General features: G+C 69.5%; 14 protein-coding genes. 10 read left to right on the forward strand and 4 right to left on the reverse strand.

Annotation, left to right across the window (positions count from 1 at the left end; all coding sequences use genetic code 11):
* Nucleotide 1: 1 nt before the first annotated feature.
* The gene (gene glyQ, locus HNR28_RS08890) at nucleotides 2-895 is read right to left on the reverse strand and encodes a glycine--tRNA ligase subunit alpha (RefSeq protein WP_043684612.1); all 894 of its coding nucleotides are present in this window, start codon (nucleotides 893-895) and stop codon (nucleotides 2-4) included.
* A gap of 103 nt (nucleotides 896-998) precedes the next feature.
* Between glyQ and HNR28_RS08895 the strand changes: the two genes are divergently transcribed.
* From HNR28_RS08895 to HNR28_RS08905, 3 genes are all read left to right on the forward strand, one after another.
* Nucleotides 999-1,766 carry a crotonase/enoyl-CoA hydratase family protein gene (locus HNR28_RS08895; RefSeq protein WP_151025256.1) on the forward strand — a complete coding sequence of 256 codons (768 nt, stop codon included), beginning with the start codon at nucleotides 999-1,001 and terminating at the stop codon, nucleotides 1,764-1,766.
* A gap of 89 nt (nucleotides 1,767-1,855) precedes the next feature.
* Nucleotides 1,856-2,674: an HpcH/HpaI aldolase/citrate lyase family protein gene (locus HNR28_RS08900; RefSeq protein ID WP_151025257.1), complete on the forward strand. Its 819-nt coding sequence runs from the start codon at nucleotides 1,856-1,858 to the stop codon at nucleotides 2,672-2,674.
* Nucleotides 2,671-3,642 carry a thymidylate synthase gene (locus tag HNR28_RS08905; protein ID WP_043684607.1) on the forward strand — a complete coding sequence of 324 codons (972 nt, stop codon included), beginning with the start codon at nucleotides 2,671-2,673 and terminating at the stop codon, nucleotides 3,640-3,642. The genes HNR28_RS08900 and HNR28_RS08905 overlap by 4 nt, the downstream gene beginning before the upstream one ends.
* A 110-nt stretch (nucleotides 3,643-3,752) precedes the next feature.
* Here HNR28_RS08905 and HNR28_RS08910 read toward each other — a convergent pair whose 3' ends face one another.
* The gene (locus HNR28_RS08910; protein WP_151025258.1) at nucleotides 3,753-4,175 is read right to left on the reverse strand and encodes an OsmC family protein; all 423 of its coding nucleotides are present in this window, start codon (nucleotides 4,173-4,175) and stop codon (nucleotides 3,753-3,755) included.
* Nucleotides 4,176-4,391: 216 nt separating this feature from the next.
* Here HNR28_RS08910 and HNR28_RS08915 point away from each other — a divergent pair, with 216 nt between their 5' ends.
* The 6 genes from HNR28_RS08915 to coq7 are packed head-to-tail and all read left to right on the forward strand — an operon-like array spanning nucleotide 4,392 to nucleotide 9,398.
* Nucleotides 4,392-6,065 (forward strand): cbb3-type cytochrome c oxidase subunit I, encoded by a 1,674-nt coding sequence (locus HNR28_RS08915; RefSeq protein ID WP_043684602.1) that lies wholly within the window; start codon nucleotides 4,392-4,394, stop codon nucleotides 6,063-6,065.
* Nucleotides 6,066-6,067: 2 nt separating this feature from the next.
* Nucleotides 6,068-6,697 (forward strand): cbb3-type cytochrome c oxidase subunit II, encoded by a 630-nt coding sequence (locus HNR28_RS08920; RefSeq protein ID WP_043684599.1) that lies wholly within the window; start codon nucleotides 6,068-6,070, stop codon nucleotides 6,695-6,697.
* A complete protein-coding gene (locus HNR28_RS08925; RefSeq protein ID WP_043684597.1) occupies nucleotides 6,694-7,275 on the forward strand; it encodes a c-type cytochrome in 582 nt (193 codons plus the stop codon). Before HNR28_RS08920 ends, HNR28_RS08925 begins: the two co-directional genes overlap by 4 nt.
* A gap of 18 nt (nucleotides 7,276-7,293) precedes the next feature.
* Nucleotides 7,294-7,980: an SCO family protein gene (locus HNR28_RS08930; protein WP_151025259.1), complete on the forward strand. Its 687-nt coding sequence runs from the start codon at nucleotides 7,294-7,296 to the stop codon at nucleotides 7,978-7,980.
* Between the two features lie 12 nt (nucleotides 7,981-7,992).
* The gene (locus tag HNR28_RS08935; RefSeq protein WP_221291648.1) at nucleotides 7,993-8,661 is read left to right on the forward strand and encodes a hypothetical protein; all 669 of its coding nucleotides are present in this window, start codon (nucleotides 7,993-7,995) and stop codon (nucleotides 8,659-8,661) included.
* Nucleotides 8,662-8,705: 44 nt separating this feature from the next.
* Nucleotides 8,706-9,398, forward strand: coding sequence for a 2-polyprenyl-3-methyl-6-methoxy-1,4-benzoquinone monooxygenase (gene coq7 / locus HNR28_RS08940; RefSeq protein ID WP_151025150.1), 693 nt, complete (start codon nucleotides 8,706-8,708; stop codon nucleotides 9,396-9,398).
* Between the two features lie 319 nt (nucleotides 9,399-9,717).
* Here the strand turns inward: coq7 and HNR28_RS08945 are convergent, their stop codons facing one another.
* The gene (locus HNR28_RS08945) at nucleotides 9,718-10,407 is read right to left on the reverse strand and encodes a MarC family NAAT transporter (protein WP_151025145.1); all 690 of its coding nucleotides are present in this window, start codon (nucleotides 10,405-10,407) and stop codon (nucleotides 9,718-9,720) included.
* 193 nt (nucleotides 10,408-10,600) lie between these two features.
* Nucleotides 10,601-11,401 (reverse strand): IclR family transcriptional regulator, encoded by an 801-nt coding sequence (locus tag HNR28_RS08950; protein ID WP_043684591.1) that lies wholly within the window; start codon nucleotides 11,399-11,401, stop codon nucleotides 10,601-10,603.
* A 197-nt stretch (nucleotides 11,402-11,598) separates the two neighbouring features.
* On the opposite strand from HNR28_RS08950, the gene gabD reads away from it, so the two are divergent.
* On the forward strand, nucleotides 11,599-13,053 hold the full coding sequence (gabD, locus tag HNR28_RS08955) for an NADP-dependent succinate-semialdehyde dehydrogenase (RefSeq protein WP_043684589.1): 1,455 nt from the start codon (nucleotides 11,599-11,601) through the stop codon (nucleotides 13,051-13,053).
* Nucleotides 13,054-13,156 lie beyond the last annotated feature (103 nt).

Genomic DNA, 13,156 nt, shown 5'->3' on the forward strand with positions numbered 1-13,156 from the left:
ATCACGCGACCTCCCGCAGCATGGGAAAGCCCAGGCGTTCGCGCGCGTCGTAGTAGGCCTGCGCCACCGAGCGGGACAGGGCGCGGATGCGGCCGATGTAGGTGGCGCGCTCGGTGACGCTGATGGCGCCGCGCGCGTCGAGCAGGTTGAAGGTGTGGGCGGCCTTGAGGGTGGCCTCGTAGGCGGGCAGGGCGAGCGGGACTTCGATCAGGCGCCTGGCCTCGGCCTCGTAGTCGTTGAAGTGGGCGAACAGCATGGCGGTGGAGGCGATCTCGAAGTTGTAGGTGGACTGCTCGACCTCGTTCTGGTGGAACACGTCGCGGTAGTACACGGGCGTGCCGTCCGGGCCCTGGGTCCAGACCAGGTCGTAGACCGATTCCACGCCCTGCAGGTACATGGCCAGGCGCTCCAGGCCGTAGGTGATTTCGCCCATGGTGGGGTTGCAGTCCAGGCCGCCGACCTGCTGGAAGTAGGTGAACTGGGTGACTTCCATGCCGTTGAGCCAGACTTCCCAGCCCAGGCCCCAGGCGCCCAGCGTGGGATTTTCCCAGTCGTCCTCGACGAAGCGGATGTCGTGCTGCTGCGGATCGATGCCCAGCGCGCGCAGGGAGCCGATGTACAGATCCAGGATGTCGAGCGGCGCGGGCTTGAGCACGACCTGGAACTGGTAATAATGCTGCAGGCGGTTGGGGTTTTCGCCGTAGCGCCCGTCCTTGGGGCGGCGCGAGGGCTGCACGTAGGCCGCGCGCCAGGGTTCCGGGCCGATGGCGCGCAGGAACGTGGCGGTGTGCGAGGTGCCGGCCCCGACTTCCATGTCGTAGGGCTGCAGCAGGGCGCACCCCTGGCGATCCCAATATTGCTGGAGCGATAAAATCAGTTGTTGGAATGTGAGCATGGCGTGGCGGGCCAGGCCCGCGATGGTTGTGTCGTCCGATGAACGCGGCCTGGGCCGCGTCCGGAACGGCCATTTTATCCACTTCTCTTTTTTCGGAGAAAACATGAGCGATTGCCTCGACGTGCAGCGCCTGGACGGCGTGCTGATCATGCAGCTCAACCGGCCCCAGGCGCGCAACGCGATCAACCTGGAGACCGCCCAGGCCCTGGCGGCGGCCCTGGACACCCTGGACAGCGATCCGGACCTGCGCCTGGGCGTGCTGACCGGCTCCGGGGGAAACTTCTGCTCCGGCATGGACCTGAAGGCCTTCGCCGCGACCGGCCAGCGCCCCTACGTGGGCAAGCGCGGCTTCGCCGGCCTGTGCGAACAGCCGCCCGCCAAGCCGCTGATCGCCGCCGTCGAAGGCTATGCGCTGGCCGGCGGCTGCGAGCTGGTGCTCGCCTGCGACCTGGTCGTGGCGGCGCGCGACGCGCGCTTCGGCCTGCCCGAGGTCCGGCGCGGCCTGGTGCCGGGGTCGGGCGGCATGCTGCGCCTGCCCTCGCGCATTCCCTACCACGTCGCCATGGAGGCCGTGCTCACGGGCGAGCCCTTCGGCGCCGAGCGCCTGCACCAGCTGGGCCTGGTCAACCGCCTGGCCGAGCCCGGCGCGGCGCTGGACGAGGCCCTGGCCCTGGCGCGCGCCATCGCCGCCAACGGTCCGCTGGCGGTGCGCACGGCCAAGTCCATCATCGCGCAGTCGCGCAACTGGCGCCCCGACGAAATGTTCGAGCGCCAGCGCCCGCTGATCGCCCACATCTTCACCTCCGAGGACGCCCGCGAGGGCGCGACCGCCTTCGCCGAGAAGCGCGCGCCGGCCTGGAAGGGACGCTGAGGGCCGGGACAGCCGGGCGCGCGGCGCCCGGGGCCGTTTGCCGATATGATGAAACGATGAACGACGGAGTTGCACGAAGGGGGTTTTCCATGCATGACACATCGATGCGTTCGGCGCTGTTCGTGCCGGCCAGCCGGCCGGAGCGCATACCCAAGGCGGTCGCCAGCAGCGCGGACGCCGTGATCGTCGACCTGGAGGATTCCGTCGCGCCCGAGGCCAAGGCCGGCGCGCGCGACGCGCTGGCGCGCCACGCCCAGGCGCATCCCGGCGACCGCCTGTGGGTGCGCATCAACGACGGCACCACGCCCTGGTTCGAGGACGACCTGGCCCTGTGCCGCTCGCTGCCCTCGGTCGCCGGCATCGTCCTGCCCAAGGCCGAGGCGCCCGAGCACGTCTACAGCGTGTCCGGCGCGGGCAAGCCGCTGATCCCGGTGATCGAATCCGCCGCCGGGCTGCAGGCGCTGGACCGCATCGCCGAGGCCCACGGCGTGGCGCGGCTGTCCTTCGGCATCCTGGACCTGATGGTGGAATTCGGCACCCGGCCGGGCACCGACGCGGCCCGCTTCGTGCTGGACCAGATCCGTTTCCGGATCCTCGCGGCCAGCCGCATGCACGGGCTGGGGGCGCCGCTGGACTGCGTGCACCCCGACTTCACCGACCTGGACGCCCTGGAGCGGTCGGCCGTGTTCGCACGCGACATGGGCTTCGGCGGGATGCTGTGCATCCATCCGGCGCAGGTGCCCGTGGCGCATCGCATCTATCGGCCGCTGCCCGAGGAGATCGACTGGGCGCGCCGGGTGGTGGACCATGCCGACTCGACCGGCGAATACGCCTTCCGCCTGGACGGCCGCATGGTGGACCTGCCGCTGATCGAACGCGCCCGGCGCATCCTGGAACGCTCCGCATGAAGGCCTACCTGGACCTGGTCCGCTCGATCTTCGAGCAGGGCGCCTGGCAGGAGAACCGCACCGGCGTGCGCACCCTGAGCCTGCCGGGCGCCTGCCTGCGCTTCGACCTGCGCCAGGGCTTTCCCGCCGTCACCACCAAGCGCCTGGCCTTCAAGTCGGCCATGGGCGAGCTGGTGGGTTTCCTGCGGGCGGCCGACAGCGCGGCGGACTTCCGCGCGCTGGGCTGCCGCGTCTGGGACCAGAACGCCAACGAGAACCGCGCCTGGCTGGACAGCCCCTGGCGCGACGGCCCCGACGACCTGGGGCCGGTCTACGGCGTGCAGTGGCGCCAGTGGCCGGCCTACAAGCTGCTGCCGGCCGACGCCGCCGCGCGCATCGAGGCCGCGCGGGCGCAGGGCTACCGCCTGATCGGCCCGGTGCAGGACCAGGGCCGGCCGCACGTGCTGCTCTACAAGGCCGTGGACCAGCTGCGCGCCTGCCTGGACGCGCTGATCCGCGACCCGGGCAGCCGGCGCATCCTGTTCCATGGCTGGAACTGGGCCCAGCTCGATGAAATGGCCCTGCCGCCCTGCCACCTGCTGTACCAGTTCCTGGCCAATCCGGCCACGCGCGAACTGTCGCTGTGCCTGTACATCCGCAGCAACGACGTGGGCCTGGGCACGCCGTTCAACCTGGCCGAGGGCGCGGCCCTGACGCACCTGGTGGCGCGCCTGACGGGCTACGAGCCGCGCTGGTTCACGTATTTCATCGGCGACGCGCACATCTACGAGACCCACGTGGAGATGCTGCGCGAGCAGCTGCGCCGCGACCCGCTGCCGGCGCCGCGGCTGCGCCTGTCGGACCGCATCCCGGCGTACGCCGACACCGGCCGCTACGAGCCCGAATGGCTGGAGCGCCTGGAGCCGGGGGATTTCGCGCTCGAAGACTACCGCCACCATCCGCCGCTGACAGCGCCGATGGCGGTATAGGAGGGGCTTGCCTGCGGCGATCCCGGCCAACGGGCCCCCCCGCCGGAACAGGCTGCGAACAGCCCAGCCGGGGGGTATCCACCGTCCTGACGAAAAGGGCCTGAACCGTCTCAGGCGGCGACGATCTCGATCGAGTGCGTGATCTCGGCCGTCTTTTCCAGCATGGCGATGGCCGAGCAGTATTTCGTGTGCGACAGCTCCACCGCCCGTTCCACCGCGGCGGCGGGCAGGTCGCGGCCCGTGATCCGGAAGGCGTAGTGGATCTTGGTGAAGACCTTGGGTTCGGTGTCGGCGCGCTCGGCCGTCAGGGCGACCTGGCAGCCCGTCACGGCATGGCGGCCGCGCTTCAGGATCAGCACCACGTCGTAGGCGGCGCAGCCGCCGGCGCCGGAGAGCACGGTTTCCATCGGCCGGGGGGCCAGGTTGCGGCCGCCGCCGTCAGGGGCGCCGTCCATGGCCAGGACGTGGCCGCTGCCGGTGCGGGAGATGAACAGCATGCCCTCGGGGCCCTGCCAGTCGATGGTGCATTCCATGATGAGTCTTTTTCCTGTGGATGGCCTGGCGGACCGGCACCGCGGGACGGCGCGCCGGCGCCGCGGCCGGGCGTGATGTCCGTACCACGATTAGGGTAATTCAGGCTTGATATTCTCGCGTAGATTTATCATAGATCAAATCTATGCCTACAATAGCGGGTTGCCGGGGCCGGTTTTCGGCCCTTGCGCGTCTTTTTGTCCTTCATCGGAAGCGCCGTGGATACCGTCACCGTTTTACTCCTGACCTTCATATTATCCGTCACCGGCCTGGGTGTCTTCATCTGGTCCCTCAGGCGGAACATGTTCGACAACAATCCCGAGGCCGCCGGGGTGATCTTTTCCACCGGCGAGATCGGCCACGTCGAGGATCCCTCCGCCACGCCGGAGCAGCGGGCCGGCCTGCAGAAGGTCGTCACCGACGGCGGCAAGGCCGTCGTCGATCCGTCCCTGGCCGACAAGCTGAAGAAAGAACTCGTCGACCGCCTGGAGGCCGACCAGTCGACCGCCTACGTCACCTTCACCTTCCTGTGCTGTGCCATCGTCTGGCTGGTGCTGGCCTCGACCTTCGGCCTGATCAGCTCGATCAAGCTGCACAATCCCGAATTCCTGACGCAATACGCCTGGCTCACCTTCGGCCGCACGCGCACGCTGCACCTGAACATGGTGGCCTACGGCTGGTGTCCGATGGCGGCCTTCGGCGTGGCGATCTGGATGCTGCCGCGCCTGCTGAAGACGCGCCTGTACGGCGGACGCTTCGCGCTGCTGGGCTGCATGCTCTGGAACGCCGGCCTGATCGCCGGCCTGGGCAGCATCGCCGTGGGCATCAACGACGGCCTGGAGTGGCTGGAAATCCCCTGGCAGATCAGCATCCTGCTGGTGCTGGGCGGCGCCCTGATCGCGCTGCCGCTGGTGTTCACCCTGCGCAACCGCAAGGTCGAGCACCTGTACGTGTCGATCTGGTACATGGGCGCGGCGCTGTTCTGGTTCCCGGTGCTGTACCTGGTGGGCAAGGTGCCCGGCGTGCACTTCGGCGTGGAGCAGGCCACCATGAACTGGTGGTTCGGCCACAACGTGCTGGGCCTGTACTACACGCCGATCGCCCTGGCCTCGGTGTACTACTTCCTGCCGAAGATCATCGGCCGTCCGATCCAGTCCTACAACCTGTCGCTGATCGGCTTCTGGGCGCTGGCCTTCTTCTACGGCCAGGTCGGCGGCCACCACCTGGTCGGCGGCCCGGTGCCGCACTGGCTGATCACGCTGTCGATCGTGCAGTCCATGATGATGATCATCCCGGTTCTGGCCTTCTCGGTGAACCAGCACCTGACGATGCGCGGCCACTTCAAGACCATGTACTACTCGCCCACGCTGCGCTTCATCGTGCTGGGCGCCATGATGTACACCCTCAGCTCCTTCGAGGGCTCCTTCGAGGCGCTGCGCAGCGTCAGCACGGTGGCGCACTTCACCCACTTCACCGTGGCGCACGCGCACCTGGGCCTGTACGCCTTCTTCTCCATCGTGATGTTCGGCGCCATCTACTTCGTGATGCCGCGCGTCATGTCCTGGGAATGGCCGCATCCCAAGCTCATCATCGTGCACTTCTGGCTGGTGGCCCTGGGCATCGGCATCTATTTCGTCAGCCTGTCCATCGGCGGCTGGCTGCAGGGCCTGGCGATGCTGGACGCGACCAAGCCATTCATGGACTCCGTGCGGGTCACGATGCCCTACCTCGAAGGCCGCACGGTGGGCGGCGCCATGATGACCCTGGGCCATCTGGTGTTCGCCGTCCACTTCGTGCAGATGGCCCTGCGCTACGGCACGCGCCGCGTGGGTCCCGCCCTGTTGCACAACCGCAAATCCTCGCCTGAGCCTCAGGCATTCGCAGGTGCCTGATCATGGAAAGCGAATACAAACTCCTCAGCGGCGCGATGGTGACCCTCGCGCTGGCCACCGCCACCCTGGTCGTGCTGCCCTACATGCAGCTGTCCGACGTGCCGCCCTCCGAAGGCCTGAAGCCCTATACGGAGCAGCAGCTGCGCGGGCGCCAGGTCTACATCGAGATGGGCTGCGTCTATTGCCACTCGCAGCAGCCGCGCAGCCAGTCCCAGGCGCCGGACTTCCAGCGCGGCTGGGGCCGCGCGCCGGTCGCGGGCGATTACTACTACGACCGTCCGCACCTGCTGGGCACCATGCGCACCGGGCCGGACCTGTTCAACATCGGCGCGCGCCAGCCCAGCGTGGACTGGAACCTGGGCCACCTGTACGAGCCGCGCGCCTACACGCCGGGCAGCAACATGCCGTCCTTCCCCTTCCTGTTCAAGCTCAAGGACAAGGCCGAGCCGGGCGACAAGGTCGTCAACCTGCCGCCCAGCTTCGCGCCGGTCGGCAAGGTCGTGGTGGCCACGCCCGAGGCCCTGGATCTGGTGGATTACCTGATCGGCCTGGATCACACCTATCCGGTCAACCCCGGCTCGCAGTTGCCGGAACTGCCCAAGCAGGCCGGCGGTGAAGGAGCGAAGCAATGAGCGAGTCCCGATTCAACCAGCAGCGCCGCGAGCAGCCCGAGCCGCACGAGGGCAGCCGCCCGGTTCCCAAGATCGTCCTGACGGTCATCGGCCTGCTGCTGCTGTGGGCGGTGGTTCACCTGTATACCAGCTTCAATCCGATGCCCGCGTCCGTGGGCGACGATCGCGTCGCGGCCGACTTCGCCGTGCCGGCGACGGCCGACGGCGGCCAGCTCTACACGGCCAACTGCGTGGCCTGTCACCAGGCCAGCGGCGCCGGCGTGCCGGGCGTGTTCCCGCCGCTGTCCAAGTCCGAATGGGTGGACGCGGGCGATCCGGGCATCATGATCCGCATCCTGCTGCACGGCATCCACGGCCCGCTGACGGTCGAGGGCGCCCAGTACAACGGGGAAATGCCGAACTTCGCCAAGTTCTCCGACGAGGAGATCGCCGCCCTCGTGACCCACGTGCGCTCCAGCTTCGGCAACGCCGCCTCGGCCGCCGACGCCAAGACGGTCGCCCAGGTGCGCGAGGAAACCAAGGGTCAGCAAGGCCCCTGGAAGGGCGACGAGGACCTGCGGCCCCTGCTGGGCAAGTAGCCCGGGCGGAGAGCCGGTGTGCGCTGGATCCTCGCGCTGGCGCTGGCCCTGGCGGCCGGCCTGGGGGCGCTGTACGGCCTGACCGGCGGCTTCACCGTCCTGACGGCCGAGGCCGCGCGCCGCCAGGACGTGGCCCGGCATCCCCGGGCGATTCCGGCCGCCGAGGTGCTGACCGGGGACGGCCGGGTCCTGGACCTGGACCGGGAGCTGCGCCGCGACGGGCGCGTCGCCCTCGTCAATTTCTTCTACACCCGCTGCCTGGCCCTGTGCCTGGCGCAGGGTTCCCTGACCGAGCGCCTGCAGCAGGCCATCGAGGCGCGCGGACTGCAGGACCGCATCCGGCTGATCAGCATCAGCTTCGATCCGCGCGACCGGGCGCCGGACCTGGCGCGCTACGCGGCGCGCATGGGCGCCGATCCGGCCGTCTGGCAATTCCTGTCCTTCGCCCGCCCCGCGCAGCGCGATGCCGTGCTGGCGCTGTTCGGCATCACGGTCGTGCCGGCGCCCCTGGGCGAGTTCGAGCACAATGCCGCCTTCCACGTCGTGACGCCCGACGGCCGCCTGGCGCGCATCCTGGACCTGGACGATCCCGGCCTGGCCCTGCGCGCGGCAGAGGATGAGGCCGGACGCAGGCCGGCCCCCGCGGACCGGCCTGCGCCCGGCGAACCGGGGCGGCCCGCGGGCCGCGACGCGGGCGGCGTGTAGCGAGGACGCATCATGAATACGCCTTCCCCGACGCCCATCGGCCCGGCCGGCCCGCCGGGCGCCGCCACGCCGCCCGGGGGCGGCCGGCGCCCGCCCGGGCCGCTGGCCTGGGGAATCGCCGCCCTGGCCTGCCTGGGCCTGGCCGTGGGGCTGCGCGCGCCGCTGACGGCGCTGATGAGCCTGCACATGCTGGTCCAGATCCCCCTGCTGGCGCTGGCGGGCCTGTTCGCCGAGCAGGCGTGGCGCGCCGGCCGTCCGCCGCCGGCCGGCGGCGCGGGCGCGCGTCCGGCCTGGTCCTATAATGAATACGGCATGCCCGGCCTGCTGCTGGTCAGCCTGGTCGGGGCGGGCTGGATGATCCCCAAGGCGCTGGACGACGCCCTGACGGACTGGCGCGTGGCGGCGTTCAAGTACCTGGGCCTGCCGCTCTGCGGCTGGGTGCTGCGGGCCTCGCTGCGGCGCGCCAACGTGGTCATCAAGCTCTTTTTCCTGGGCAATTTCTGCTGGATGAGCGCGATCGTGGGCATGGTCTACCTGGACCAGCCCATCCGCCTGTGCAACGCCTACCTCCAGGACGACCAGGACTGGTCGGGCCGGGGGCTGATCGCCCTGGCCATCGTCCTGCCGTCGTGCTGGCTGCTGGCCGAGCTCAAGCCGGTCTGGCGCTTCCTCAACCGTTGAAAAAAGGATTTCTCATGGAACAGGCGACATACGGGGCAGAGGGCATGGAGCCCGCCGCCGGCGCGGACGGCGGCCGTGGCGCGGCGCCGGGCTGGCGCCGCCGGATGGGCCGGCTGGACGCGGTCCTGGCCGAAGCCGGCCGCGCGCTGCGGGTGCTGGACGGTTCCGTCTCCCACGAGCGGGCCAATCCCGCGGGGCCGCCCGCGGCCGACGATCCCGCGCTGTCGGACGCGGAATCGCGCCACACCGCCGGCCTGATGCGGGTCAACCACGTGGGCGAGATCTGCGCCCAGGCCCTCTACCGCGGCCAGGCGCTGCTGTGCCGCGACGAAGGCATCCGCCGGGTGCTGCTGCGGGCGGCCGAAGAGGAAGTCGATCACCTGGCCTGGTGCCGGCAGCGGCTGGACGAACTCCACAGCCGCCCCAGCCTGCTCAATCCCCTGTGGTATGCCGGGTCCTTCGGCCTCGGGCTGCTGGCCAGCCGCGCCGGGATTCCCTACAACCTCGGCTTCATGGCCGAGACCGAGCGCCAGGTCGAGGAGCACCTGGACGGCCACCTGAGCGCCCTGCCGGACCGGGACCGGCGTTCGCGGCGGATCGTCACGCAGATGCGCGACGACGAGATCGGCCACCGCAACACCGCCGAGGACCACGGCGCGGTGCCCCTGCCCGCGCCGGTGCGGGGCGCCATGCGGCTGATGTCCAAGGTCATGACCACCACGGCCTACCGGATCTAGCCAGGAAACCGGCGGATCCGGCTAGGGACTTACCCTTGTTTGTGATCGAAAAACGACAAAACACTGGGTATTGTCTATTGACAACAAATTGATCTTGCAACGCAGCAAGTTTTTTCTATATAATTTGCTTATCGGATGTCGAAACGTGATTGCAGCGGGAAAACCCCTAATCACGGCGGCTCGGAACCCAGGTTCCTCGCAGCCCGACATGCCCCGGTTGTCTCCTCCACCCTCCTCCTTTGGTGGATTTAGCCCAGGATCTTCGGATCTTGGGCTTTTTTTTTACCCGGATGTCCGATCCCGCCGGCGCCTGGGGCGCCTAGGCCACGCCGTATTGCTGGATGATCTCCAGGACGCCGTTGATGACGAACTGGACCGCCATGCAGACCAGCAGGAAGCCCATGACGCGCGAGATGGCCTCGACGCCGCCCTGGCCGATCACGGCCACGATGCGTCCGGCCGAGCGCAGGCAGACCCAGAACAGCAGGCCCAGCAGGGCGAACACGAGGACCGGCGTGGCGGCCAGCACCCACGGCGCGAACCCCTGCCTCGCCGCCGCATCGACCGACGTCGCGCCGCTGATGATCATGGCGATGGTGCCCGGCCCGGCGGTGCCGGGCATGGCCAGCGGCACGAAGGCGATGTTGGGCACCTGCCGGCCGCCCTGCGCGCCGGCGGCGTCGGCGTCGGCCGCCGAGGGGCTGGTGCCGGTCGACGGGAGCACCATGCTGAAGCCGATGCTGGCCACGATCAGCCCGCCCGCGATGCGCAGCCCGGGAATCGAGATGCCGAAGGTATGCATGATCCAGGCGCCGGCGTAATAGGTCACCATCATGATGCCGACCACGTAGAACGCCGCCTGGGTGACCTGCCGCCTGCGTTCCTGATAGGGGATGTGCTGGCCCAGGGACAGCAGCAGCGTCATGGAGGTCAGCGGATTGGCCAGGGGGAGCATCAGGGCGAGACCCAGGCTCGTCAGCGTGGCCAGCTGGATCAGGTCGTCGATCATGGCGTGTCGTGTGGAACGGCGTGAGGCCCATTGTAGAAAAGAAACGGGCCGGCCATCGATGGCAGGGGTGGCCATCGACGGAAGGTGGCCATGGGAGGCGGCCATCCATGGGAGGCGGTTATCGACAGGCGGCCGCCGGAGGGCGCCCGCCAAGGCCTCGCGCAGGCATCGCGCGCGAGGCCCGCCTCACCGGTCACGGCCTGCGCCAGGCTCCCAGGCGCTCGGACAGGCGGTCGGCCAGCTTGCGGATGGCCTGCCCGGCGCGTTCTTCGAGCGCCGGGTTGGCCTCCAGCGAACGGATGCTGACGGCCACGCCCGCCACGGCTTCGGGGTGGTGCGAATCGAAGACGGGGGCGCCGTAGCAGTACATGCCCTCGCGCACCCATTCGCGGTCGGTCGAATACCGCCGCTGGCGGATCCGCCGCAGTTCGTCGATGACCGCTGCGGTGTCGCGCAGGCCGTGGTCGGTGAGGGGGACGGGCCAGCCCCCGGGCAGGCCGTCCAGCAGCTTGCGCACGCTGGCGTCCGGCAGGGTGCTGAGCATGGCCAGGCCGGTGGCGGTGTAGACCGCCGGCAGCCGCATGCCGGCGTGGAACCGCAGCCCCAGGGGGTGCTGGCCGTTGCGGCAGGCGATGTACACGACCTCGGCGCCGTCGCGCACCGACAGCGTGATGGTTTCTTCCGGCAGGACGCGCATGTCGTCCCAGGACGCGAAGAATTCCTGCGTGATGTCTAGCCGCGCCATGAAGGCGTTGGCCCACATCATCACGTGCGGCCCCAGCGTCATCTGGCCGCCGTCCAGCCGCGTGATCAGGTTCAGCTGTTCCAGCGTGGCGCACAGGCCGTGCAGGCTGCTCTTGGGCAGCTGCAGCGCCCGGGCCAGTTCGGCCAGGGTGGCGGGACGGCCGCTGCGGGCCAGCAGATCCAGCACGGCGGAGGCGCGGGCGACGGCCGGCGCGAGGATGCGTTCGGGGGATGCTGGGTCGGCGCTCATGGGATCGGGAAATCGGGAAATCGGGGGCTCGGGAGATCGGGCCATCGGCGCGGGAGGGGCGGTGGCCCCCCGCCGGGATGTGCCGGACACGGCCCGCCGGGGCGGATTGACGCCGGGCGACGTGGGCCGGTATGATCGAATTTGTTCATTCCAACAAACACCGTTCATTATATTGAACGATCAATCGGAGCACAAGCATGCTGACATTGAAAAAGCCGGGCCTGCTTCGCCAGCAGGCCTATGTCAACGGTCAATGGTGCGACGCGGATTCCGCCGGCACCATCGACGTCCGCAATCCGGCCACGGGCGAAGTCCTGGGCACCGTGCCCCGCATGGGCGCGGCCGAGACGCGCCGCGCCATCGAGGGCGCCCAGGCCGCCTGGGGCGCCTGGCGCGCGATGACCGCCAAGGAGCGCGCGGCCATCCTGCGGCGCTGGTTCGATCTGATGACCGAGCACGCCCAGGACCTGGCCGTGATCATGACGGCCGAGCAGGGCAAGCCGCTGAGCGAGTCCCGGGGCGAAATCGCCTACGGCGCCGCGTTCCTGGAATGGTTCGCCGAAGAAGGCAAGCGCGCCTACGGCGACGTGATCCCCACCTTCGCCCGGGACCGCCGGGTGGTCGTCACCAAGGAACCCATCGGGGTCTGCGCCGCCATCACGCCCTGGAATTTCCCCTCGTCCATGATCACCCGCAAGGCGGGCGCGGCCTTGGCGGCGGGCTGCCCGCTGGTCGTCAAGCCGGCCGAACAGACGCCCTTCTCGGCGTTGGCCCTGGCGGTGCTGGCGGAAGAGGCCGGGGTGCCGGCGGGCGTGTTCTCCGTCCTGACCGGGGATGCCGCCGCCATCGGCGGCGAGATGACCTCCAGCCCGCTCGTGCGCAAGGTCTCCTTCACCGGCTCCACCGAGGTCGGCCGCCTGCTGATGCGCCAGTGCGCCTCCTCGATCAAGAAGCTGTCCCTGGAACTGGGCGGCAACGCGCCCTTCATCGTGTTCGACGATGCCGACCTGGACGCCGCCGTGGAAGGGGCCATCGCCAGCAAGTACCGCAATGCCGGGCAGACCTGCGTGTGCACCAACCGCTTCTACGTGCAGGACTCGGTCTACGACGCCTTCAGTCGCAAGCTGGTGGAAGCCGTCGGCAAGCTGCGGGTCGGCAACGGCCTGGAGGACGGCGTCACCCAGGGCCCCCTGATCGACGAGGCCGCCGTGGCCAAGGTCCAGGAGCACATCGCGGATGCCGTCGCCCACGGCGGGCGTATCCTGGCCGGGGGGCGGCCCCATGCCCTGGGGCATACGTTCTTCGAGCCCACGGTGCTGGCCGATGCCCTGCCCACGATGAAGCTCGCCCGCGAGGAAACCTTCGGCCCGCTGGCGCCGCTGTTCCGCTTCGGCGACGACGCCGACGTCATCCGCATGGCCAACGACACCGAATACGGCCTGGCCGCCTATTTCTACAGCCGCGACATCGGCCGGGTGTGGCGCGTGGCCGAGGCGCTGGAATACGGCATGGTGGGCATCAACACCGGGCTGATCTCCAACGAGGCCGTGCCCTTCGGCGGGGTCAAGCAGTCCGGCCTGGGCCGCGAGGGCTCGCACTACGGGCTGGACGACTACCTGGTCGTCAAGTACCTGTGCATGGGCGGCCTCTGACCCCCTGACCGCCCGCTCCGCGCCCGCGCCGGATGGCGCCGGGCGGGCCGCCGGGCCCTTTTGTTGCATCTGTATCCGCTGCGCCGCGCCACAAGTTACAAAA

The sequence above is a fragment of the Castellaniella defragrans genome (genome assembly GCF_014203015.1).
GTDB classification, from domain to species: domain Bacteria; phylum Pseudomonadota; class Gammaproteobacteria; order Burkholderiales; family Burkholderiaceae_B; genus Castellaniella; species Castellaniella defragrans.